18 protein-coding genes and 2 tRNA genes are annotated in these 22127 nt (G+C 61.1%); 16 read left to right on the top strand and 4 right to left on the bottom strand.

Going from position 1 to position 22127, the window contains the following annotated elements; genetic code table 11:
• The first annotated feature begins 7 nt into the window (after window positions 1-7).
• From AC3IYG_RS06975 to AC3IYG_RS06965, 3 genes are all read left to right on the top strand, one after another.
• A complete protein-coding gene (locus AC3IYG_RS06975; protein ID WP_489313058.1) occupies window positions 8-628 on the top strand; it encodes an SCO family protein in 621 nt (206 codons plus the stop codon).
• A gap of 259 nt (window positions 629-887) precedes the next feature.
• Window positions 888-964 (top strand) — tRNA-Met (locus AC3IYG_RS06970).
• Between the two features lie 126 nt (window positions 965-1090).
• A tRNA-Met gene (locus AC3IYG_RS06965) sits at window positions 1091-1167 on the top strand.
• A gap of 53 nt (window positions 1168-1220) precedes the next feature.
• On the opposite strand, the gene AC3IYG_RS06960 is transcribed toward AC3IYG_RS06965, so the two are convergent.
• Window positions 1221-2057: an enoyl-CoA hydratase/isomerase family protein gene (locus AC3IYG_RS06960; RefSeq protein WP_489313057.1), complete on the bottom strand. Its 837-nt coding sequence runs from the start codon at window positions 2055-2057 to the stop codon at window positions 1221-1223.
• 165 nt (window positions 2058-2222) lie between these two features.
• Between AC3IYG_RS06960 and mprF the strand changes: the two genes are divergently transcribed.
• From mprF to AC3IYG_RS06945, 3 genes are all read left to right on the top strand, one after another.
• Entirely contained in the window at window positions 2223-4862 is a 2640-nt protein-coding gene (gene mprF / locus AC3IYG_RS06955) for a bifunctional lysylphosphatidylglycerol flippase/synthetase MprF (protein ID WP_489313056.1), read from the top strand.
• Window positions 4862-6127 (top strand): virulence factor family protein, encoded by a 1266-nt coding sequence (locus tag AC3IYG_RS06950; protein WP_489313055.1) that lies wholly within the window; start codon window positions 4862-4864, stop codon window positions 6125-6127. The genes mprF and AC3IYG_RS06950 overlap by 1 nt, the downstream gene beginning before the upstream one ends.
• 144 nt (window positions 6128-6271) lie before the next feature.
• Window positions 6272-6820 (top strand): cytochrome b, encoded by a 549-nt coding sequence (locus AC3IYG_RS06945; RefSeq protein ID WP_489313054.1) that lies wholly within the window; start codon window positions 6272-6274, stop codon window positions 6818-6820.
• Window positions 6821-6868: 48 nt separating this feature from the next.
• Here the strand turns inward: AC3IYG_RS06945 and AC3IYG_RS06940 are convergent, their stop codons facing one another.
• On the bottom strand, window positions 6869-8776 hold the full coding sequence (locus AC3IYG_RS06940; RefSeq protein WP_489313052.1) for a potassium transporter Kup: 1908 nt from the start codon (window positions 8774-8776) through the stop codon (window positions 6869-6871).
• A gap of 248 nt (window positions 8777-9024) precedes the next feature.
• Here AC3IYG_RS06940 and rimO point away from each other — a divergent pair, with 248 nt between their 5' ends.
• Window positions 9025-10353 (top strand): 30S ribosomal protein S12 methylthiotransferase RimO, encoded by a 1329-nt coding sequence (gene rimO, locus AC3IYG_RS06935; RefSeq protein ID WP_489313051.1) that lies wholly within the window; start codon window positions 9025-9027, stop codon window positions 10351-10353.
• Between the two features lie 549 nt (window positions 10354-10902).
• A complete protein-coding gene (gene ppnN / locus AC3IYG_RS06930; RefSeq protein ID WP_489313050.1) occupies window positions 10903-12285 on the top strand; it encodes a nucleotide 5'-monophosphate nucleosidase PpnN in 1383 nt (460 codons plus the stop codon).
• A 601-nt stretch (window positions 12286-12886) separates the two neighbouring features.
• Here the strand turns inward: ppnN and AC3IYG_RS06925 are convergent.
• Both AC3IYG_RS06925 and AC3IYG_RS06920 read right to left on the bottom strand, forming a co-directional pair.
• A complete protein-coding gene (locus AC3IYG_RS06925) occupies window positions 12887-13903 on the bottom strand; it encodes a hypothetical protein (protein ID WP_489313049.1) in 1017 nt (338 codons plus the stop codon).
• Between the two features lie 676 nt (window positions 13904-14579).
• A complete protein-coding gene (locus AC3IYG_RS06920; protein WP_489313048.1) occupies window positions 14580-15524 on the bottom strand; it encodes a LysR substrate-binding domain-containing protein in 945 nt (314 codons plus the stop codon).
• Window positions 15525-15717: 193 nt separating this feature from the next.
• Here AC3IYG_RS06920 and AC3IYG_RS06915 point away from each other — a divergent pair, with 193 nt between their 5' ends.
• The 8 genes from AC3IYG_RS06915 to AC3IYG_RS06880 all read left to right on the top strand — a co-directional run bounded on the left by AC3IYG_RS06915 (window position 15718) and on the right by AC3IYG_RS06880 (window position 22095).
• Window positions 15718-17019: an NAD(P)/FAD-dependent oxidoreductase gene (locus AC3IYG_RS06915; protein ID WP_489313047.1), complete on the top strand. Its 1302-nt coding sequence runs from the start codon at window positions 15718-15720 to the stop codon at window positions 17017-17019.
• A gap of 55 nt (window positions 17020-17074) precedes the next feature.
• The gene (locus tag AC3IYG_RS06910; protein WP_489313046.1) at window positions 17075-18163 is read left to right on the top strand and encodes a polyamine ABC transporter substrate-binding protein; all 1089 of its coding nucleotides are present in this window, start codon (window positions 17075-17077) and stop codon (window positions 18161-18163) included.
• A 267-nt stretch (window positions 18164-18430) separates the two neighbouring features.
• Window positions 18431-18841, top strand: a complete 411-nt coding sequence (locus AC3IYG_RS06905) for a hypothetical protein (RefSeq protein ID WP_489313045.1) — start codon at window positions 18431-18433, stop codon at window positions 18839-18841.
• Between the two features lie 245 nt (window positions 18842-19086).
• On the top strand, window positions 19087-19377 hold the full coding sequence (locus tag AC3IYG_RS06900) for an encapsulin-associated ferritin-like protein (RefSeq protein WP_489313044.1): 291 nt from the start codon (window positions 19087-19089) through the stop codon (window positions 19375-19377).
• Between the two features lie 60 nt (window positions 19378-19437).
• Window positions 19438-19863, top strand: a complete 426-nt coding sequence (locus AC3IYG_RS06895; RefSeq protein ID WP_489313043.1) for an LIC_13387 family protein — start codon at window positions 19438-19440, stop codon at window positions 19861-19863.
• Window positions 19864-19972: 109 nt separating this feature from the next.
• Window positions 19973-20692 carry an rRNA pseudouridine synthase gene (locus AC3IYG_RS06890; RefSeq protein WP_489313042.1) on the top strand — a complete coding sequence of 240 codons (720 nt, stop codon included), beginning with the start codon at window positions 19973-19975 and terminating at the stop codon, window positions 20690-20692.
• Window positions 20693-20756: 64 nt separating this feature from the next.
• The gene (locus AC3IYG_RS06885) at window positions 20757-21218 is read left to right on the top strand and encodes a YehS family protein (protein WP_489313041.1); all 462 of its coding nucleotides are present in this window, start codon (window positions 20757-20759) and stop codon (window positions 21216-21218) included.
• Window positions 21219-21324: 106 nt separating this feature from the next.
• A complete protein-coding gene (locus AC3IYG_RS06880; protein WP_489313039.1) occupies window positions 21325-22095 on the top strand; it encodes an SDR family oxidoreductase in 771 nt (256 codons plus the stop codon).
• Window positions 22096-22127: the final 32 nt, after the last annotated feature.

Raw genomic sequence — 22127 nt, 5'->3', positions numbered from 1 at the left:
GATGCACATGAATACGCGCAGAGATCTATTGACCGGCATGGGCGTCGCCGCGCTTGGAGTGATCGCCTGGCAGGGCGGCATGACAGGGCCGCAGCGCGCTCGCAGCAGTGCGGCGGGCGGCAGCTACTTCCCGAACACGCCGCTCTACACCCACGAAGGCCAGGCGGTCAGGTTCTACGACGACCTGATTCGCGGCAAAGTGGTTGCCATCAACATGATGTATGCCTCATGCACAGGGAACTGCCCGACCGCGACGGCGAACCTGCGCCGCGTGCAGAAAATGCTCGGCGACCGCGTGGGCCGCGACGTCTTCATGTACTCGATCACCCTGCAGCCCGAGGTGGACACGCCACAGAGTCTGAAAGAGTACGTCGAGCGGCAGCATATCGAGCCGGGCTGGTTGTTCTTGACCGGAGCACCCGCCGACATTGAGCAACTGCGCTATAGCCTCGGCTTCTACGATGTGAACCCATTGATCGACGGCAACATAGCCAACCATTCCGGCATGGTGCGCATCGGCAACGATGCCTATGAACGCTGGACCATGGCGCCTGCACTGGCTGAGCCAGAGCAGATCCTGGCCACTATCAACCATGTGGACAGCTCCGTGGTGCATACGGCGGCTTAGGGCGACAGGGCGCTGCGCCGTGATCCGCCTGTACGGTTGGCAGGTCGTGGCCCATGGCCCTTGCACGAACACTGAAACCTTGGCGAATGCAGGTGCTGGTCAATACGCGAAATCGTGCCCGTAGAAAGCCCGCCAAGCCCCGCCCGGCATGGCCCGGAGCTTCGCAGCGCCGCCCTAGGACGGCTCTAAGCATCTGAACATGCAACAGTTTTTCAAAACTAAAGGTTGACAGCCAAGCGCTCGACTGTAGAATAGCCGGCGCGGGATGGAGCAGTCTGGTAGCTCGTCGGGCTCATAACCCGAAGGTCGTCGGTTCAAATCCGGCTCCCGCAACCAAACAAATAAAGGGTCACTTGAAGAAGTGGCCCTTTTTTGTGCCTGTCGTTTCTATAAACACTTAAGCCTTTGATACAAAAGCAAAATAGTGATTGACAGGGCAGCGCTCAACTGTAGAATAGCCGGCGCGGGATGGAGCAGTCTGGTAGCTCGTCGGGCTCATAACCCGAAGGTCGTCGGTTCAAATCCGGCTCCCGCAACCAACATTTAAAGGCCACTTGAAAAAGTGGCCTTTTGTGTTTCTGGCGCTCCTGAATCAGCTCAGCTGCTCTGGATAGCGCGCCAGCAACGCCCCCAGATTGCGCTCCAACTCACCATCTGTTTGCCCACCCTGGGCCAGCATCCAATCGACCCGCTTCACCGTTTCAGTCGCCGCCATCTCAGCGATGAAACGCTGCGACTCATCAGCCAAAGCGCCCGAATCCAGTTGCGTGCACTGCCCCACCAAGGCCTTGGCATGAGCAATACCGGCCGCAGGAAAGCTGGCGATACGCCGCGCCAAGGCCTCCGTGAAGGGTCGCAGTTCTGCATCGGCCAGCGCGCGATTGATCCAACCGTAACGTTCGGCAGTCTCTGCGTCGTAGTCATCCCCGCTCAAGCAGACTTCCAGCGCCCGCCCACGACCAAGCATTTGCGCCAGCCGCACGGTGCCCCCGGCACCCGGATGCAGCCCCACTGCCACTTCCGGCTGACCGAGCAACGCCCGTTCACGAGAGGCGAAGCGCATATCCAGCGACAGGAGAAACTCGCTCCCTGCGCCACGCGCACGGCCTTGCAACTCGCCAATAGTGACTTGCGGCAAACGCGCAAAACGGCTGAACAACGCACTTAATAGACTCGGTTCACCGGCAGGCGGCAACGCTGGCGCCTGCTCACCAACCTGGCCAGCCAAATCGAAATGAGCGATGAAAAAGTCTGGATTGGCGCTGCGAAATAGCACTACCCGAGTGGCAGTGTCCTGCTCCAATTCCTTGACCAGCCGCAACAGATCGACCACTACCTGGCGGTCGAGCAGATTGATCGGCGGATGATCGAAACTGATGGTGGCGACGCCCGACTTGTCGTGGCGTTGCAGGCTTTTATAGGGGGTCATAAGTGCCGCTCCGATAGATGTGCCGCGAGCATGCAACGCAGCAAGCACCGTTCGGAACTACTATCCAGCCGAAGAATAATCCGGCCATCGCAAAATATTTATCTCGCCGCCATTGGTAAGCAACCCACGCGCCCCACTCTGTCGCGCACAACCCTGAGGTGCTCAATGCGCGCCAACTCGCCTGATTCCCAAACCGCAGCACCTGCCTCGCACATCCACCCTTCACGCCTGCGCTGGTTGGAACGTATCAGCACCTATCGCCAACCCTTGGGCCTGGCGCTGACGCTGTTGCTATTCGGCGTTGCATTGATAGCCTGCCGCCACCTGCTCAGCGAACTGGACCCGGGCGCCCTGCGCGACTCTTTACTCAGCGTACCGATCCCCTCGTTGCTTGGCGCCCTGGCCGTCACCGTGCTCGGCTTTATGATTCTGCTTGGTTATGAATGGTCGGCCAGCCGCTATGCCGATGTGCAACTGCCGCTGCCGACCCTCGCCTTTGGCGGTTTCAGCGCCTTTGCCATTGGCAATGCAGTGGGCCTGTCGTTGCTCTCCGGGGGCTCAGTGCGCTACCGCCTCTACGCCCGCAACGGCCTGGGCGCTGGCGAAGTGGCGCGAATGACGCTGTTCGCCAGCCTCGCCCTGGGCTGCGCCCTTCCCATCCTGGCCGCGCTGGCCACCCTCAGCGACCTGACGGACACCGCGGCCGCGCTGCGCCTGCCGGCGCCACTGCTGGCGGGGGTTGCCGGCGCCGTGCTGCTGCTCGGCGGCCTGCTGGTGGCCGCTATCTATCGCCGGCGCCTGCCGGAACAGCCGATGCCGCAGAACCTGCTGGTGCGCGTCGGCCGCCGCACCCTGCGCCTGCCCGGCTTACGCCTGTCGCTGCTGCAACTGTTGATCACTGCACTGGATGTAACCGCCGCCGCCACCGTGCTCTATCTGCTGCTACCCGAAACACCGCCGTTCGCGGCCTTCTTGCTGGTCTATCTGCTGGCCCTGGCGGCAGGCGTACTCAGCCATGTGCCGGGCGGCGTCGGGGTGTTCGAAGCGGTGCTGCTGGCGGCTTTTGCCGAGCAGCTTGGCGCCGCGCCGCTGGCCGCGGCCCTGCTGCTCTATCGCCTGATTTATGTGCTGCTGCCACTGTTGTTGGCCTGCCTGCTGCTGTTGCTGGTCGAAGCCCAGCGCCTGCAGCCGACGCGTCAGGCCATGCGTGTCGCGTCTGGCATGGCCGCGCCAGTGCTGGCTCTGCTGGTGTTTTTCTCCGGCATGGTGCTGCTGCTCTCCGGTGCCACGCCGGTGATCGACACGCGCCTGGAGCACCTCGGCTTTCTGATTCCGCATCGGCTGATCGACGCCTCGCACCTGGGTGCCAGCTTGATCGGCGTGCTCTGCCTGCTGCTCGCCCAAGGCCTGCGCCGGCGTCTATCGGCGGCCTGGGCACTGACCCTGGTGCTGTTGCTGGCCGGCGCCCTGCTCTCCCTACTGAAAGGCTTCGACTGGGAAGAGGCCAGCCTGCTGACCATCACCGCCAGCCTGCTGGCCCTGTTCCGTCGCGTCTTCTACCGCCCCAGCCGGCTGCTCGAATTGCCGTTCTCGGCGCTTTATCTGGTGGCCAGCCTCTGCGTGCTGGCCGCCTCGGTCTGGCTGCTGCTGTTCGCCTATCAGGACGTGCCCTACAGCCATGAACTCTGGTGGCAATTCACCCTCGACGCCAACGCCCCGCGCGCCCTGCGCTCGGCACTGGGCAGCGCGGTGTTGCTGGTCATCGTCGCGCTGACCTGGCTGCTGCGCGCCGCCCCACCAGTGATTCATCTGCCGGATGGCGAAGAACTGGCAAAGGCCGCCGCCATTCTCAAGGCCTCTGACCAACCGGGCGGCGGCCTGGCCCTGACCGGCGACAAGGCCCTGCTGTTCCATCAGGGTGACGACGCCTTCCTCATGTACGCCCGCCGTGGCCGCAGCATGGTCGCACTGTACGACCCGGTCGGCCCGGCGCAGCAGCGCGCCGAACTGATCTGGCAGTTCCGCGACCTCTGTGACCTGCACCATGCCCGTCCGGTGTTCTACCAGGTGCGCGCGGAGAACCTGCCGTACTACATGGACATCGGCCTGACCGCGCTGAAACTCGGTGAAGAAGCCCGTGTCGACCTGCCGCGCTTCGACCTCGAGGCCAAGGGCAAGGAGATGAAAGACCTGCGCTACACCTGGAGTCGCGGCCAGCGGGATGGCCTGGCGCTGGAAATCCACCCTGCAGGCCAAGCGCCGATGGACGAATTGCAGGCGATTTCCGAAGCCTGGGTCAACGGCAAGAACGTGCGCGAGAAAGGCTTTTCCCTCGGCCGCTTCACCCCGCAGTACCTGCGGCATTTCCGCATTGCGGTGATCCGCTTCGAAGGCCGCGCAGTGGCCTTCGCCAACCTGCTGGAAACCCACAGCCACGAACTGGCCAGCCTGGACCTGATGCGCGCCCACCCGCAGGCTCCGAAGTTGACGATGGAGTTCCTGATGCTCGGTCTGATCCTACACTTCAAGGAACAGGGTTATGGGCGCTTCAGCCTGGGCATGGTTCCGCTCTCCGGCCTGCAACCACGGCGCGGCGCGCCCCTGACCCAGCGGCTCGGGGCCATGGTCTTCCGGCGCGGCCAGCAGCTCTACAATTTCCAGGGCTTGCGCCGCTTCAAGGATAAATTCCAACCGGACTGGGAACCGCGCTACATGGCCGTACCCGCCGGCCTCGACCCCTTGTTGGCCTTGGCCGACACCGCCGCCCTGATCGCCGGCGGCCTGACTGGACTGGTGAAACGCTGATGATCCGACGCTACTGGCGACATACGCTCGCCCTCATCGCTCTCCTGATTGTGGCCATCGCCCTGCTGCTGTGGAGCCGTGCGAGCGCCGCCCCCAGCGTGGAACACCTACGGTTACCGGACGGCAGCCCGCTGACCCTGGTCCAACCCGGCAAAGCGCCGCAAGCCCGAGTGGCCCTCGCGGTGCCGGCCGAACATGCGCTGAGCGATAGGCAACTGCTGGCCCTGAGCCGTGACAGCGGCGCCCAACTGGTGCAGTTCGTCGCCGAAAGGGACTGCAACGCCCAGCAACAACACCTGCAAGCCAGCCTGGAGCATCTGGCCGGCCCCGCCACCCTCGTCGCCGGCATCGGCCCCGGAGCGACCCTGGCCTGGCGCTGGCTCGCCGGGCAGGACAACGACCAGGCCCAGGCGCTGTCGGTCGCCTTCACGGTGGAAAAGCCCGACTGCCCGGACGCCTTGCCGGCAACAGCCGCCCACGGTCACTGGCTGGCCGCCTGGAACGACAACCCGGACGACCGCAGCGCCGCCTTCGCCCGCAAGCAAAACAATGGCCAAACCAGCATCAGCGACTACCACACGCCGTTGCCGCAGGTGCTCGACAGCCAGCTGCGCCGCCTGCTGCAAGGCCAGAGCGAGGCAATGCCGGTGGTGGAAGTAGCCGCGCCCCAAGCGGCCGACACCGTCACCCTGTTCTATTCCGGCGACGGCGGCTGGCGCGACCTGGATCGTGCCGTGGCCGGGGAAATGGCCAAACGCGGTTACCCGGTGGTGGGCATCGACGCCCTGCGCTACTACTGGCAGCACAAAAGCCCGGAACAGAGCGCCAGCGACCTGGCCAAGCTGATGCAGCAGTACCGGCAGAAATGGGGCGCCAGGCATTTTGTCCTCACCGGCTATTCCTTCGGCGCCGATGTGCTGCCGGCGATCTACAACCGCTTGCCCGCCAGCGAACAGCAGCAGGTGTCGGCCATCCTGCTGATCGCCCTGGCACGCAGCGGCAGTTTTGAAATCGAAGTCCAGGGCTGGCTCGGCAGCGCCGGCCAAGAAGCCGCCACCGGCCCGGAAGTGGCGCGCCTGCCGGCGACCAAAGTGCTGTGCGTATACGGCAAGGAGGAACGTGGCGAGAGCGGTTGCACCGCCGCCAGCCGCGTCGGCGAACAGCTCGAACTGCCCGGCGGTCACCATTTCGACGAGGATTACCCAGCCCTCGCCGCACGCCTGATCAAGGCCATCGAGAGCCGCACGCCAACGCCCGCCGGTTGACCTCGGACAATAGGCTCCGCCAACCAGGCCGGCAAAATAGTCACCGGTCTCAGTGGCAGGCGTTAATACCGGCTTAAGCCGAAAAGGCCAAAATACCGATCCAATCCGCCGCAGAGCGGGCCCGTACCGAAAAAGGAAACCCTGATGAGCTGGAAAAACACCGAGTCCCGCTATGGAACCCTGAGCATCTCCCTGCACTGGTTGATGCTGCTCTTGATCGCTGCGGTCTACGCCTGCATGGAATTAAGGGGGTACTTCCCCAAAGGCAGCGCCGGGCGCGAAGGCCTCAAAGAGTGGCACTTCATCCTCGGCCTGAGCGTGTTCGCACTGGCCTGGTTGCGCCTGGCCATGAGCCTGCTGAGCCCGACACCGCGCATCGAGCCCACCGCGCCGACCTGGCAGGTGCTACCCGCCAGGCTGATGCACCTGGCGCTCTACGCCTTGATGATCGGCCTGCCGCTGGCCGGCTGGCTGATCCTCAGCGCCGCCGACAAGCCCATTCCCTTCTACGGTCTGGAGCTGCCGGCACTGGTTGGCAAGAACCCCGAACTCGCCAGGCAGGTCAAATACCTGCACGAACTGGGTGCCACACTGGGTTACTGGCTGATCGGCCTGCATGCCGTGGCCGGGCTGTATCACCACTACATCGTGCGCGACAACACCCTCACACGCATGCTGCCGCGTCGCGGCTGAGCCGTTGGCGGTGGACGTGGCGCAGCGCCATCCACCGCCCCGTGCGGCTCATATCTCGACCTGGGTACCCAGCTCGATCACCCGATTCAGCGGCAGGTTGAAGAAGCGCAGGTTGCCGTTGGCGTTCTTCAGCAGGAAGGCGAACAGCAGCTCACGCCAGCGCGCCATGCCAAACCGCTTGGCCGAGATGATCGTCTCGCGACTGAGGAAATAAGTGGTGCGCATCGGGGTGAAGTCCAGCCCCTCCAGATGACAGAGCCCAAGGGCCGCCGGCACATTGGGCTCGTCCATAAAGCCGAAGTGCAGCACCACACGATAAAAGCCTTCGCCGTACGACTCGACCTCGAAACGCCGCTCCGTCGGAATCCGCGGCTCATCCTCGGCCGTCACCGTCAGCAACACCACCGTCTCATGCAGCACTTGATTGTGCAGCAGGTTATGCAACAAGGCGTGAGGCACGGCATCGGCGCGCGCGGTGAGGAACACCGCCGTGCCTTGCACCCGATGCGGCGGCTGCACACGAATGCTGCTGATGAAGATCGGCAGCGGCAAGGCGCTCTCGTCAAGGCGATCGACCAGCAACAGACGGCCTCGTTTCCAAGTGGTCATCAATATAAACAAGGCAATCCCCGCCACCACCGGAAATGCCCCGCCCTGCAGCACTTTCGGCAGGTTGGCGGCGAAGAACAGCCCATCGACCAAGAGAAAAGCCAGCAAAATCGGTACTGCCAGCACAGGCGGCCATTTCCACAACAGCAATATCACCGACGCCACCAACAGGGTGTCGATCAACATGGTACCGGTGACGGCCACTCCGTAGGCCGCGGCCAGTGCACTGGAGGACTCGAAACCGATGACCAAGAGCACCACACCGACCATCAGCGCCCAGTTCACCGCACCGATGTAGATCTGCCCCTGTTCATGGCTGGAGGTGTGCTGGATGAACATCCGCGGCACATAGCCTAGCTGGATAGCCTGGCGCGTCAGCGAGAAGGCACCGGAAATCACCGCCTGCGAGGCGATGATAGTAGCCAGCGTGGAGAGCCCGACCATCGGCAACAGCGCCCAACTTGGTGCCAATAGATAGAAGGGGTTACGCGCCGCCTCGGGGTTCTCGAGCAGCAACGCACCCTGACCGAAGTAGTTGAGGGCCAACCCCGGCAACACCAGGGCGAACCAGGCGCGGGCAATCGGCTTGCGGCCAAAGTGGCCCATATCCGCATACAGCGCCTCGGCGCCGGTCAGCGCCAGCACCACCGCGCCGAGAATGGCGACGCCAATGCCCGGATGGGCGATAAAGAAATTCACGCCCCAATAGGGGTTGAGCGCATGCAGCACTTCCGGACGCTGCAAGATGCCATGCACCCCCAGCGCACCAAGTACCACGAACCAGAGCACCATCACCGGGCCGAACAGAATGCCGATCCGCGCCGTACCGTGCTTCTGAATCAGGAACAGGGCGACCAGCACGATCAAGGACAGCGGTACCACCCAATGCTCAATCCCCTCGAAAGCCAGCTCCAACCCCTCCACCGCCGACAGCACTGAAATCGCCGGGGTGATCATGCTGTCGCCATAAAACAAGGCCGCGCCAAACAGGCCCAGCACCACCAGCACATTCCTCAACCTCGGATGAGCTCTGGCGGCGCGGTGCGCCAGGGCGGTGAGCGCCATAACCCCGCCCTCGCCCTGATTATCGGCCCGCAGCATGAACAGCACGTACTTGAGCGACACCACCCAGATCAACGACCAGAAGATCAGCGAAAGGATACCCAGCACCCCATCGTGGTTGACCTGCACCCCATAATGACTGGAGAAGACTTCCTTGAGGGTATACAGCGGGCTGGTACCGATATCGCCATAGACCACACCCACGGCAGCGACCATCAGACCAATCGTCGATGACTTGGCCTGGGGGGCCGGTTCGCCAGCCGCCGCAGAAAGCGTCTTGGACATGCACTAAGCTCCTGAAATGGATCGCGGACAGTGGCGCCAGCCCCATCTGCCCAAACTGGCCGGCTTTATACCTGATTATCCCGACCCTAAGAAGCCACATAGTGCTCGAACGCCCGCTCAGAGCATAGCTAACCGGCATCTGCCCGACGGAGGCTGGTCAAGTGCCCGACCTGCCGCTAGAATTGCGCACTTTTTGATCAGAGGCGCTCCGCTAAGCGCCCACCGCAAACAACCGCCCGAGGTTCGCCATGTCCACCGCCGCCACGCCGAAAGTCGGCTTTGTCTCCCTGGGTTGCCCGAAAGCCCTGGTCGACTCCGAACGTATCCTGACCCAGTTGCGCATGGAAGGTTACGAAGTCGTCGCCACCTACCAGGACGCCGACGTAGTGGTGGTCAACACCTGCGGCTTTATTGATGCCGCCAAGGCTGAGTCGCTGGACGTGATCGGCGAAGCCATCGCCGAAAACGGCAAAGTCATCGTCACCGGCTGCATGGGCGTGGAAGAGAGCGCAATCCGCAACGTACACCCCAGCGTACTCGCCGTCACCGGCCCGCAGCAGTACGAACAGGTGGTCAACGCCGTACACGCTGCCGTGCCGCCGAAGCTCGATCACAACCCGCTGATCGACCTGGTGCCGCCGCAAGGCATCAAACTCACCCCGCGCCACTACGCCTACCTGAAGATTTCCGAAGGCTGCAACCACAGCTGCAGCTTCTGCATCATCCCCTCGATGCGCGGCAAACTGGTCAGCCGCCCGGTCGGTGACGTCCTGAGCGAAGCCGAGCGCCTGGTCAAAGCCGGCGTCAAAGAGCTGCTGGTGATCTCCCAGGACACCAGCGCCTACGGCGTCGACGTCAAATACAAGACCGACTTCTGGAACGGCCAGCCGGTGAAAACCCGCATGCTGGAACTGTGCGAAGCCCTCAGCACGCTCGGCGTCTGGGTGCGCCTGCACTATGTCTACCCGTACCCCAACGTCGACGACGTGATCCCGCTGATGGCCGCCGGTAAAATCCTGCCGTACCTGGACATCCCCTTCCAGCACGCCAGCCCGAAAATCCTCAAGGCCATGAAGCGCCCGGCCTTCGAAGACAAAACCCTGGCGCGCATCAAGAAGTGGCGCGAACAGTGCCCGGAGCTGATCATCCGCTCCACCTTCATCGTCGGCTTCCCGGGCGAAACCGAGGAAGACTTCCAATACCTGCTCGACTGGCTGACCGAAGCCCAACTCGACCGCGTTGGCTGCTTCCAGTACTCGCCCGTCGAAGGCGCACCGGCCAACCTGCTGGACGCCGCAGTGGTGCCGGACGAAGTGAAGCAAGAGCGCTGGGATCGCTTCATGGCCCACCAACAAGCCATCAGCACCGCCCGCCTGCAACTGAAAATCGGCAAGGACATCGAAGTGCTGATCGACGAAGTCGATGAACAAGGCGCGGTCGGCCGCTGCTTCTTCGACGCCCCGGAAATCGACGGCAACGTCTACGTCGACAGCGACCAGGACCTCAAGCCCGGCGATAAAGTCTGGTGCCGCGTCACCGATGCCGACGAGTACGACCTCTGGGCCGAAACGATCTGACTACGCGCATAAATAGCCCCGCACCTGCGGGGCTTTTTATGCGCCGCCGGAAGGGCTTGTCCCCCACCGGGCCCAAGCGCATGGGAACGATCAGCGCGGTATGGCGGGAGCAACCCGCGCGGTAATTACAGATAAGCGCCTCCTGCCTTCGAGTGCATCGCTATCCGACTCGTAGAGGTTTTCCAGCGCCTGCTCTACTCTTGCCGGGTGAACGGTCCTGCCCGCGACCGTCATAATCAATCTACAGAAGGAATCTGCAGCGTTACCCCACCAAGGTTGCCTGGATGTTTGCGCGACAGCAGATGGAGGCCAGCGTCCGACTCAGTCGTTGCAAGCAGATTTCAGAATTTCCTTGTCAGACCTCTAAGGGTCTCGCAATTTCGCTGATCCACATCCTCTGGAGCAAAGACCCACAGCGCGGCTTGTGACATCGCCATGCCCAGACGAGACCTACTGTCGTAACAAGCGGCGCGCCAATGCGTTCGGCGCCCACTATCCTGGTGCAATGGCCTCTTCCTGGCTCATGGCATCGCTTTCATGGAACCTAGAATGCCCTCAAGACAAGTCATCAACGCTCAAGTAAGCCCCAAGGGCAGCCTGGAAACACTGTCCCACCGCGAAGTGCAGCAACTGAGCGAAGCCGGATCCGGCAGCATCTACAGGCTGTTCCGTCAGTGCGCCTTGGCGATCCTCAACACGGGCTCCCACATTGACAACGCCAAGACCATTCTTGATGCCTACCAGGACTTCGAGGTTCGCATTCACCAGCAGGATCGAGGGGTGCGCCTGGAACTGCTCAACGCGCCGGCGGATGCCTTCGTCGACGGCGAGATGATTGCCAGCACCCGCGAGATGCTGTTCAGCGCCCTGCGTGACATTGTCTATACCGAGAACGAACTGGACAGCCAGCGCATCGACTTGAGCAGCTCCCAGGGCATCACCGACTACGTCTTCCATCTGCTGCGTAACGCCCGCACCCTGCGTCCCGGGGTAGATCCGAAGATCGTGGTGTGCTGGGGCGGCCATTCGATCAGCACCGAAGAGTACAAATACACCAAGAAGGTCGGTCACGAACTGGGCCTGCGCAAACTGGATGTCTGCACCGGTTGCGGGCCTGGCGTGATGAAAGGGCCGATGAAGGGCGCCACCATCGGCCATGCCAAGCAACGGATCAACGGCGGCCGCTACCTGGGGCTGACGGAACCTGGAATCATCGCTGCCGAGGCGCCTAACCCGATCGTCAACGAATTGGTGATCCTTCCGGACATCGAGAAACGCCTGGAGGCCTTCGTACGCGTTGGCCACGGCATCATCATTTTCCCCGGTGGGGCCGGCACCGCCGAGGAGTTCCTCTACCTGCTAGGCATCCTGATGCACCCGGATAACCGAGAAATACCGTTCCCAGTTATTCTGACCGGACCAAAGAGTGCGGCGCCCTACCTGCAGCAGTTGCACGCGTTCGTCGGCGCGACTCTGGGGGATGCCGCACAGCGCTTTTACCAGATCATCATCAATGATCCTGCTCAAGTGGCAATGCAAATGGCCCAGGGATTAAAAGCGGTCAAGCAGTTCCGGCGAGAGCGCAACGACGCCTTTCATTTCAACTGGCTGCTCAAAATAGACGAAGGCTTTCAGCGCCCGTTCGACCCCACCCACGCCAACATGGCCAACCTCCAGCTTAACCACGACTTGCCTCCTCACGAGCTAGCGGCCAATCTGCGTCGCGCCTTTTCCGGCATCGTCGCCGGCAACGTGAAAGACAAGGGCATCCGCCTGATCGAGCAGCACGGCTGCTACGAGATCCATGGCGATGCGGCCGTGATGCAGCCTCTGGATCACTTGCTACAAGCGTTCGTCGAGCAGCACCGCATGAAACTGCCAGGCGGCGCGGCCTATGTGCCCTGCTATCGGGTAGTGGAAAGCGGGGCCTGACGCTTGCCACGGCGTTGAAGATAGGGCTCGGGTTGTCGCAGCTCCGAGCCCGGCCCCAACGCGCGGGAGACAACTCGTCGCGGGGAGGAATACCGGTTGCGATCCCTTTCGCTGCGGATACGTGTGCGAGTTATGCAGTGAAAGCGCTTATCGACTTTATGGCGCCCAAGAAGTGTTACACCAGCGCTCGACGACTTGCCACTCCTTAACCTAAACGTCAGGTGTCGCTCACGCACACTGAAAGGAACCGAGATGACACTCTCTTCATTCGCTGCGATAACTCAGCCTCACTGCGCGCCCACGCAAAAATGGGCATGCGCGAAGTCGCCGGCTTCGTGTTTGACGGAAATGAGTTTGCTGTTCTCTCCTAATTGCGGATGAGGCCGCCGAGAAGCCCTTTAGCAACTCAAAGACCAACCCAATGACGCCTAACCCTAGGCGGCAGCCGACCCTCGATCGAGACTGTCGATTGGGCTAGAGGCGACTCCCATCCCGTTTCCGGTGCGGATAGACATGCCTGCCAGCGGCCGTGTCGGGTTATTCACCCGCGCTACCATCGTCGGCAGGGGCTCCATCGTCACGCTTTCCGTCCTGAAAACGGTTATTCGCCCGGCAGGGGAACTACTCGTGGCACCGGTTCGAATTTGACCGGCAGCGTAACGGTTTTGGCGAGACTTCCTTCGATTTGCCCAGATAGGTGATAGACCCCTGCCAGTACCCCCGTGGCGGGGTTTCCCATCAGACTAAACCACTCATCGCCCAAGGCGACGTCCAGGTTTTCCCGAAGCTGCGCCTCCATTGCCGGCCGTTCGTTCTCGTGCGCGATGGCACGGAAGCCTGCCATTCCGATGGAAATCATCATGCCGGCTACCCGGCCGACCACCGCGGAGGCGGCACTGGCGACACCGCTGGTGGCGAGATCGGCTTCCAGTTTTTCGCTGGTCCGCTTCGCCACTGACGATATGCCTGAGTCCGATGACCCGACTCCCGCGCCACCCGAGGCAATGCGGATCCGATCGACCAAAGCCACATAGGCCGGCAGCTTGTCGAGTGGGTCGGCGTGGACAATCTGGTAGAGCGAAGCACTGTGGGCTTCTGGAGGTGCCAGCGCGATCGCTGGAATGTCTTTGAGCCGCCGGTCGAATTGATCTAGAGGGACACCGTAACGCTGTGGGATTCCCTGTAGTTGCTCGCCGAGGAGCTGGACGTAGAACTTCGTCGCCTCCCCCATGACCACTTCGGGATCGATCTCCTTGGCGACGGGATCCAGCACGCGATCGTGGTATTGCTCCTGCAAATAGGTAGCCAGTCGATTTACGGCCGGATCCGCCTCTCCCCCTGAGCTCAGCTTGTACCAGCCCACCTTCATGCTCAGCCATTGCTGGGTCCAGTAGCTGGTAAACCACGGAATGAAGTCTGCATCAGTGCGCTGGTAGACGAGGCCCATCCAGCCTTCCATGGACTCGTGTGCGTAGTTTTTGGCCTGTCCTGTCGCGGCCAGTGACGCGACCACTATGTCCCGATCGACCTGCCGCCAGGTATTCTCCGAAATCAGAACCGGCGGGGCGTGATCTGGAGTGGCGCACCCCGCCAACGCCACCATCAAGGCGACGGTCAAGGCGAAGATCCGGGAACATCGACTCAACATCGCAGCCCCCTAAAACAGATTCGACAGCGGTAGCCTGCCCGCCATCGGATATGTTTCAACCAAGCACTTCACACGACTCATACGGGTTTAATTGCTCCGCAGACCTGAGTGGGCTGCTCTCTTCCTCCTAGCAAGCTTCCTATGGTGCTTTTGCAGCTTTGCCGCCCTCTGCAACGGAACGTCCAGCACGTCCGATCACAGTGATTTGAGTATAGGTGTCGAGAACGGCATCAAGAAAATACGGTGAGAAGGTATGACTCGGCTCGCATCGTTGGTGCTTCGATGCCCACCCAAGCAAGAGACCGTGCAGCAAGTTGATCCGCTGCGTGCGGCTTGCGTAATTGCACTTACTTGACCACCCGCTTGCACAGCAACTGACCAGCCATTTGCATTCACGCTGACCAACTGTTTGCAGTTAATGGGTGTCAGCGGGTACCACTCAGGGGAAGTGCGTCAGCCAAGCACTGAAGGACAGCAACCGACCCCGTCTGCGTGAAAACAGCCAGCATCTCGACCAACATCCAGGCGGGTCGCGCTTTGGCGGCCAAAGCAATCGATGACCGCAGATCGCGGTATAGGCGCAGAGGTAAGCCCTGACATTGGTTGAGTGCCCTGCTGGAGGCTTATATGAGGCGGAAAAAGGCCATTACTCTTTAGGCCCGCATTGCTTCAAGCGCTCCAGCGATGCCGAGGATGGCAGGTTGTTATCGCCTGTTTGTTGGGCGAACCATTGCATGATCCGCGAACGCGCCGGGTGCAATGCGGCTGAGGGTTGCAGGTACATCGAATAGACCCCCTTGGTCTTCAAAGGAGAACCGAACGGGACAACCAGTACTCCGCGATCAATAGACTCCTGAGCCAGTGTCATGTCGGTCATGGCTACCCCCAGACCTCGTGCTGCGGCATCGAGCGCCAACTCGTCGAGGTTGAAGGGTATCTGCCTATAGTCTTCCAGCGACTTACCGCCATTGGCTGCCAGCCAATGCTTCCAGTCCTGCTTGTCCGTCGAACGATGGAGCAGCGGGAAGCGTACCAAGTCATCCAGCGACTCAAGTGGCTGGGCCGAGCTGCCCAGGCCGGGGGCGCATACCGGAATCAGCGCCTCCTCGAACAGGTTCAGGCAGGCCGGATCACTGGACGGCGCGGGCAGATAGAGGATGTAGGCATCGCTATCGCTGGACGGTTCGACGACTTCCGTCGCAACAGTCTCGATCGACAAGGATATGTCCGGGTAACGCCTATAGAAGTCGGTCAATTTCGGCAGCAACCAGCGGACCGCCAGCGACACATGCATACGTATGCGAAAGGGGCGCTCCTGCGGAGAAATCCGGCTCTCCAGCACTTTCAATTGCTCCAGAATTTTCTGCGCAGTGCTCAGGACCTGTTCACCTTCCGCGGTCAGACGGACACTGCGGCTGTTCCTCACGAACATGGGGGTACCGAAGTGACTCTCCAGCTGCTGAATCTTTCGGCTCACTGCGCTTTGGGTCAAACAGAGCTCTTGTGCAGCTTGGGTGAAGCTGTCCGAAGCGGCAACCGCTACCAGGGCCTGCAAGTCCTGGAGAGAGGGAAGGCGATGAAATCTATCCATGCGTTTTGAGAATAGCCCAATGAGTTTATAACGTTGGTTATATCACTCTGAGCCTCATACATTCTAGCCATAGAGTCCGCCACCCTAAAGCTCTCCATGCTTGTTCTGCATGTTGTCATCCTTCGGTCAGGCGCGGCTCATAAGGGACGGCAGTTACTCGGCTAGTCCAGGCGACAGTATGTGAGGCGATGCTATGAAGAATGAGTGTGGTTGGATTCCGCTGGCTGGACACTCGCCCCGCCGGGAGTGCCTGAGCGGTACGGAAAAGGCCGACTGGCTGGTGATAGGCGCGGGTATTACTGGGCTTTCAGCCGCTCATGCGCTGGCTGACATGCATCCTCATGCACGGATCGTGATCGTTGACCGGCAGCGGGCGGCGCAGGGGGCCTCGGCGCGCAATTCCGGGTTCGTGGTGGCCCACGAGCAGCCCGGCGTCGATGAACTGGTCGGTAGCCGGGACTTCGCCGGTTACGAAGTGGATACCTCGATCTCGCGTGCCGCCAGTGAGGAAGTACGCATGCGTATTGCCCGCCTGGGCATCGAGTGCGAATACAAGGACTCCGGCTATTTCTTCGCGGTCAGCGATCCGCACAAGCTGACGCATGTCGACGCTCGGCTGGAAACGCTACGGGCCGTCGGTGCTTCTGCGCAACTTCTGGAAGGCGAACGCCTGGCCCAGAAACTGGGAACCCGGCATTACCGAGCGGCGATCTGGTGCGGCAACGGCAACGCGCTGCTGCAGCCGGCGAAATACGTGAAGGGCCTGCTGGATACGCTGCCGGCCACTGTGACCCTGTTCGAGGATACCGATATCTCCGGCCTGGAGCGTCTGGGCAGGGGGCGTCTGCGCACCAATGGCCCTGGCGGCAGCATCGAGGCGAAGCAGGTACTGGTCTGCCTGAATGCCTTCCTTCCCCGCGTGGGTGTACGCGACAGCGGGACTTTCCCGATGGAGCTCAGCGCCAGCCTCAGCCGGCCGTTGAGCGACGAGGAGTACCGCCGCATCGGTGGTGTGGAACCTTGGGGCGTGCTGTCCACCCGGCCGCTCGGCGCCACCGTGCGGCTTACCCCGGATCGGCGCGTGCTGATCCGCAACACCGCGGAATACCGGACTCGGGACTTGTCCGGCAGTGAACTCTTGAGCCGCCGCAAACACCATTTGCTCGGCTTGCAGCGACGCTTCCCCTGGTTTGCCGAGCAGGACATCCAATACACCTGGACCGGGCACCTGAGCGCGTCGCGCTCCGGACAGCCCTATTTCGCCAAGGTCGAAGAGGGTCTGTTCGCCGTGGCTGGATGCAACGGTTCGGGCGTTGCGCGCGGCACCCTCTGGGGGCGGCTGCTTGCCGAACTGGCATCGGGTGGCGATTCGCCAATTTTACGCGCGGTCATGGGCAGGGCCCAGCCTGGCTGGTTACCCCCGCGCCCTTTGCTCGACATAGGCGCAATGCTGCGGATGCGAGTGGAGGCGGTTAGAGCCAGGACGGAAATCTAGAAAACTCGGCTGTCACAACAAGAACGAAAGCTCCTCAACAAGAAGGTGACTGAACATGAACGTCAATAAGAACTACCTCGCGGCATTGCTCACCACGTTTTCGGCAACGACTTACGCTGCCGGAGAAGTCAACATCTCCAACTGGACCGGGTATATCGCCGACGACACCCTGAGCAATTTCACCCGTGACACGGGAATCAAGGCGACCTACGACACCCACGACAGCAACGAGGTGCTCGAGTCCAAGCTGATGACCGGGAATACCGGCTATGACGTGGTCAGCCCCTCGAACCATTTTCTCTCCAAGCTGATCAAAGCGGGCGCGATTCAGAAGCTCGACAAGAGCCAGTTGCCAAATTGGGAAAACCTCGATCCAGTGCTGATGAAAGTGCTAGAGGCCAACGACCCGGGCAACCAGTATGGTTACCCCTACATGTGGGGTACCGTCGGCATCGGCTACAACGTCGAGAAGATCAAGGCGATATTCGGCGACACCGAGATCACCCGTTCCTGGCGCATGCTGCTGGACGAAAACAACATCAAGAAGCTGAACCAATGCGGTGTGGCGATGATCGACAACCCCACGCAGATCCTGCCAATCACCCTCAACTACCTGGGGCTGCCCCACCATAGCCACGACCCAGCGGATTACCGTAAAGCCGAGCAGGCCCTGCTGAAGATCAGGCCTTACATCCAGTATTTTCAATCATCCAAGTACGTCACCGACCTGGCTAACGGCGATATCTGCGCCGTCATCGGCTTCAACGGCGACATTCTGCAGGCGGCACGCAGCGCCAAGGAGGCGAACAACGGAGTAGAAATAGCCTATTCGATCCCCGAGGAAGGCTCCACCCTGTGGTTCGACATGATGGTCATGCCGAAGAACGCGCCGCACGAAAAGAACGGCTATGCCTACATGAATTACCTGCTCGATCCAAAAGTCATCGCCAATATCAGCAACGCTATCCATTATGCCAATCCCAACACGGCAGCCGATGCCTATGTCCACCCGTCCCTGAGAGCCGAACCGGCGGTTTATCCGCCGAAAAAGGCGATGGACAAGCTGTTCACCGTAGAGGAGTTGCCATCCAAAATCGTGCGTCAGAACACCCGCCTGTGGACCAAGCTGAAAACCAATACCTAGACGCTTTCGAGTGCCCCTCCTGGCCGTTCTCTGCTGGTCGTCACTACGGCGTGTGCTGGTCAAGTCGAATGCAAACGGTTGGTCAGCACGAATGCAATTGACTGGTCAGTGGCAATGCAAATAGGTGGTCTCAAGTGCGATGCAATTACGCACGGCCTTCTTGGAGCACTACTGTTTTTCGCTCTCCGTGGGTAAGCGCCTAACTATGCGCTTACTCGTCAAACTCGGCATACTCACAACCGTAATGACCAACAAGGACTGTTAAATATGATCCCCAAGCTGCTTATCACCATAGGCATAACTTTCTACGCCATCGTTGTTCCTGTCCTAGAACTGAACGAGTCTCACGTATTCAATCCTATGTGGGAACCTCACGCTCGCCTGCATGAAGCCTGGCAACTCGTTACCAATACTGCGATTGGAGTCTTCTGTTTCTGGCTCACCTGGTTCAGAAACAACATTCGCCTAAGCAGCCTTATGACCTTCTTTGTCACGGGCGGCTTTCTTCTTGCCTATGTACTCCGCGATAGCTACGGCGGCTCAATGACGCTTTCTGATGGCACTGAAAAAACAATCTTCGAAATCAACTTGGGTTTGTTTGCATATACCCTTGCAATCCTCTTGGCCGTCGGCGCCTTGATTATGGACAAACCTTCAAGACCGACAATTCAATCATGAGTCTTTCCACCTAACAGGCGCTGCAAAAAGCTCGACACCTTGGCGCAGATGGCCGCGACACGATCAAACCGATAAGCCGTGGCAGAGCGTAACCCCGGCACATAACTTGTATGCACCGCACCAGCCGCCTACCTTGTCAGCGGAGCGCTTTGAACCCTGGGGCGACCCGGCACACGCTGCCACCGACAGGTTGGCGGCTGCCGCAGCCCCATCACTGAACCACCGGCCATCGGCAGGAGAACCGTATGTCCAGCGTCGGTTATCACGAACCCATTGAAGAGCTGTCCGCTGAAACCCGCGACATGCACAGAGCCATTGTTTCGCTGATGGAGGTACTGGAAGCCATTGATTGGTATAACCAACGCGGCGATGCCTGCAAGGACGCGGAACTCAAGGCCATCCTTGCGCACAATCGCGACGAAGAAAAAGAGCATGCGGCCATGGTGCTGGAGTGGATTCGGCGCAAAGATCCGAAGCTTTCCACACAACTGAAAACGTATCTGTTCAGCGATAAGCCCATCGCGCACAAGTCATAACCCCTCGCCGGCCGCTTGCGGCGCGTGCGGACTTGCATGCCAGCCCCTGGAGACATCACCTTGAGTACACTTGCACCCTGGCTGATTGCCGGCAGCGCAGCGATCATTCTGCTGCTGGGTGTTGCTCACCTTGTTTACACCTTCCACGGCCCCAAGCTGTTGCCCCGCGACACAGAGTTACGGGCGCGGATGCAGGCGGTGTCGCCGGTCATTTCGCGTGAAACCAGCATGTGGAAGGCCTGGGTCGGCTTCAATGCCAGCCATAGCTTTGGCGCTCTGCTGTTCGGTGGCGTGTATGGCTATCTGGCACTTATGCATGGCGCCTTTCTGTTCCAGTCCGGTTTTCTGCTTGCGCTTGGGTTGTTGATGCTGCTGGGCTATGTATTCCTGGGCAAACGCTATTGGTTCAGCATTCCGTTTCGCGGCATCGTGCTGGCCACCGCCTTGTATGCACTCGCGCTGCTCAGCCATTGGGCATGGGCATGAACAGGCCACTGCCGCCGCACCAGGCCACCTGGCAGGTTTATTCCGGCTTGCCGGTATTAACCTGGCCGGGACGGTTACAATGGTCGCCCTCTTCTTTGCGGCCCTTGTCATGACAGACCCCATTCGCCTCTCCAAACGCCTTGTCGAACTGGTCGGCTGCTCTCGCCGGGAGGCGGAGCTGTACATCGAAGGTGGCTGGGTCACGGTCGATGGCGAGGTGATCGAGGAGCCGCAATTCAAGGTGCTGGAACAGAAGGTCGAGCTGCTCGCCGAGGCCGTGCTGAGCAAAGCCGAGCCGGTCACCTTGTTGCTGAATCAACCGCCAGCGGCCGACTCCAGCGCAGCGCTGCAATTGATCAGCCCGGCGACACTGTCGGTCGACCACCGCTATGGCACGCGCCCGCTCAAGGGCCATTTCGTGCGGCTGAGCCCGACCGCGCCCTTGCAGGCGGATGCCGGCGGTTTGCTGGTGTTCACCCAGGACTGGCGAGTGCTGCGCAAGCTCACCGATGACGCGGCCAAGCTCGAACAGGAGTATGTCGTCGAAGTGGCCGGCGAGATCGCCGAGCACGGGCTCAACCGACTCAACCGACTCAACCACGGCCTGACCTACAAGGGCCATGTGCTGCCACCGGTGAAAGCCAGCTGGCAGAACGAAACCCGCCTGCGTTTTGCCCTGAAAAACCCACAACCGGGGCAGATCGCGCGCATGTGCGCCAGCGTCGGCCTCACGGTCGTCAGCATGAAGCGCATCCGCATCGGCGGCGTCTCCATGGGCAAATTGCAGCCCGGCCAATGGCGTTATATGGCCACGACCGAGAAGTTCTAATTTCGGCGCATGCCCGCCTGACGACGTTGCGGCGTCGTCTCCATGAATCCATCAGGACACCACAATGATCAATAACGATGTATTGCGCAGCGTGCGCTACATGCTCGATATCAGCGACGCGAAGATCGTCGAGATCATCAAGCTCGCCGATTACGACGTGCCGCTGAACGATGTCAGCGCTTTTCTGAAAAAGGACGAAGAAGAGGGTTATCTCGATTGCAGCGATGAAGTGATGGCGCACTTCCTCGATGGCCTGGTGTTCCACAAGCGCGGCAAAGACGAAAGCCGCCCGACGCACCCGATGGAGTTGCCGGTCACCAACAACATGGTACTGAAAAAGCTGCGCGTGGCTTTCGAGCTGAAGGAAGACGACATGCACGCCATTCTGCAGGCCTCCGACTTCCCGGTCTCCAAGCCGGAGCTGAGCGCGCTGTTTCGCAAGTTTGGCCACAGCAACTACCGCACCTGCGGCGATCAGCTGCTGAGAAACTTCCTCAAGGGCCTGACCCTGCGTATTCGCGGCTAAGCCACCACCCTCCCGCGCATGGCCGTGCATTCCCAAGCGCGATAGTGCCTCCGCGATTGCCTCTCGCCGATTAGGGTATGCCCACCCATCGCTAAGAGGACTCGCCATGCACCCCTACTTCTCCCTGCAAGGCCGTACGGCCCTGGTCACCGGCGGTACCCGCGGCATCGGCAAGATGATTGCCAAGGCCTTCGTCGAGGCGGGTGCCACGGTGTATGTGTGCGCCCGCGATGCCGAGGCCTGTGCGCAGACCGCTGCCGAACTCTCGGCCTTCGGCGCCTGCCACGGCCTGGCCGCCAACCTGGCCAGCGAGGAAGGCGTCGAAGCGCTGGCGGCACAGCTGAGCCGTGACATCGGCCAGTTGGACATTCTGGTGAACAACGCCGGCACGACCTGGGGCGCGCCCCTGGAAAGCTACCCGGTGAAGGGCTGGGAAAAGGTCATGCAGCTCAACGTCACCTCGGTGTTCAGCTGCATCCAGCACTTGCTGCCGCTGCTGCGCAAGGCGGGCTCGGCGGCGAACCCGGCGCGGATCATCAATATCGGCTCGGTAGCCGGGATTTCCTCCTTCGGCGAAGACGCCTATGCCTATGGCCCGAGCAAAGCCGCGCTGCACCAACTGTCGCGGATACTGGCGCGCGAACTGGTCAGCCAGCACATCAACGTCAACGTCATCGCCCCCGGGCGCTTCCCGAGCAAGATGACCAGCCATATCGCCAAGGATGCCGAGGCCATGGCCGAAGACACCGCCTTGATCCCGATGCAGCGTTGGGGCCGCGAAGAAGAGATGGCGGCACTGGCGATCAGCCTGGCGAGTACCGCCGGGGCCTACATGACCGGCACCATCATCCCCATCGATGGTGGCTTCAGCCTCTGAGGCGCGCCTACCCTTGGTCGGCTGTCGCGGCC

It is taken from the genome of Pseudomonas sp. KH_027 (assembly GCF_057838565.1).
Note: the sequence above shows the minus strand (reverse complement) of the source record. Positions and strands in the feature narration are given on the sequence as shown.

Coding starts and splice junctions, on each gene's coding strand:
- AC3IYG_RS06890 (WP_489313042.1), top strand. CDS start 19,973: ATGACAGACCCCATTCGCCTCTCCAAACGCCTTGTCGAACTGGTCGGC.
- AC3IYG_RS06915 (WP_489313047.1), top strand. CDS start 15,718: ATGAAGAATGAGTGTGGTTGGATTCCGCTGGCTGGACACTCGCCCCGC.
- AC3IYG_RS06945 (WP_489313054.1), top strand. CDS start 6,272: ATGAGCTGGAAAAACACCGAGTCCCGCTATGGAACCCTGAGCATCTCC.
- mprF (WP_489313056.1), top strand. CDS start 2,223: ATGCGCGCCAACTCGCCTGATTCCCAAACCGCAGCACCTGCCTCGCAC.
- rimO (WP_489313051.1), top strand. CDS start 9,025: ATGTCCACCGCCGCCACGCCGAAAGTCGGCTTTGTCTCCCTGGGTTGC.
- AC3IYG_RS06910 (WP_489313046.1), top strand. CDS start 17,075: ATGAACGTCAATAAGAACTACCTCGCGGCATTGCTCACCACGTTTTCG.
- AC3IYG_RS06960 (WP_489313057.1), bottom strand. CDS start 2,057: ATGACCCCCTATAAAAGCCTGCAACGCCACGACAAGTCGGGCGTCGCC.
- AC3IYG_RS06975 (WP_489313058.1), top strand. CDS start 8: ATGAATACGCGCAGAGATCTATTGACCGGCATGGGCGTCGCCGCGCTT.
- AC3IYG_RS06885 (WP_489313041.1), top strand. CDS start 20,757: ATGATCAATAACGATGTATTGCGCAGCGTGCGCTACATGCTCGATATC.
- AC3IYG_RS06905 (WP_489313045.1), top strand. CDS start 18,431: ATGATCCCCAAGCTGCTTATCACCATAGGCATAACTTTCTACGCCATC.
- AC3IYG_RS06880 (WP_489313039.1), top strand. CDS start 21,325: ATGCACCCCTACTTCTCCCTGCAAGGCCGTACGGCCCTGGTCACCGGC.
- ppnN (WP_489313050.1), top strand. CDS start 10,903: ATGCCCTCAAGACAAGTCATCAACGCTCAAGTAAGCCCCAAGGGCAGC.
- AC3IYG_RS06950 (WP_489313055.1), top strand. CDS start 4,862: ATGATCCGACGCTACTGGCGACATACGCTCGCCCTCATCGCTCTCCTG.
- AC3IYG_RS06920 (WP_489313048.1), bottom strand. CDS start 15,524: ATGGATAGATTTCATCGCCTTCCCTCTCTCCAGGACTTGCAGGCCCTG.
- AC3IYG_RS06940 (WP_489313052.1), bottom strand. CDS start 8,776: ATGTCCAAGACGCTTTCTGCGGCGGCTGGCGAACCGGCCCCCCAGGCC.
- AC3IYG_RS06900 (WP_489313044.1), top strand. CDS start 19,087: ATGTCCAGCGTCGGTTATCACGAACCCATTGAAGAGCTGTCCGCTGAA.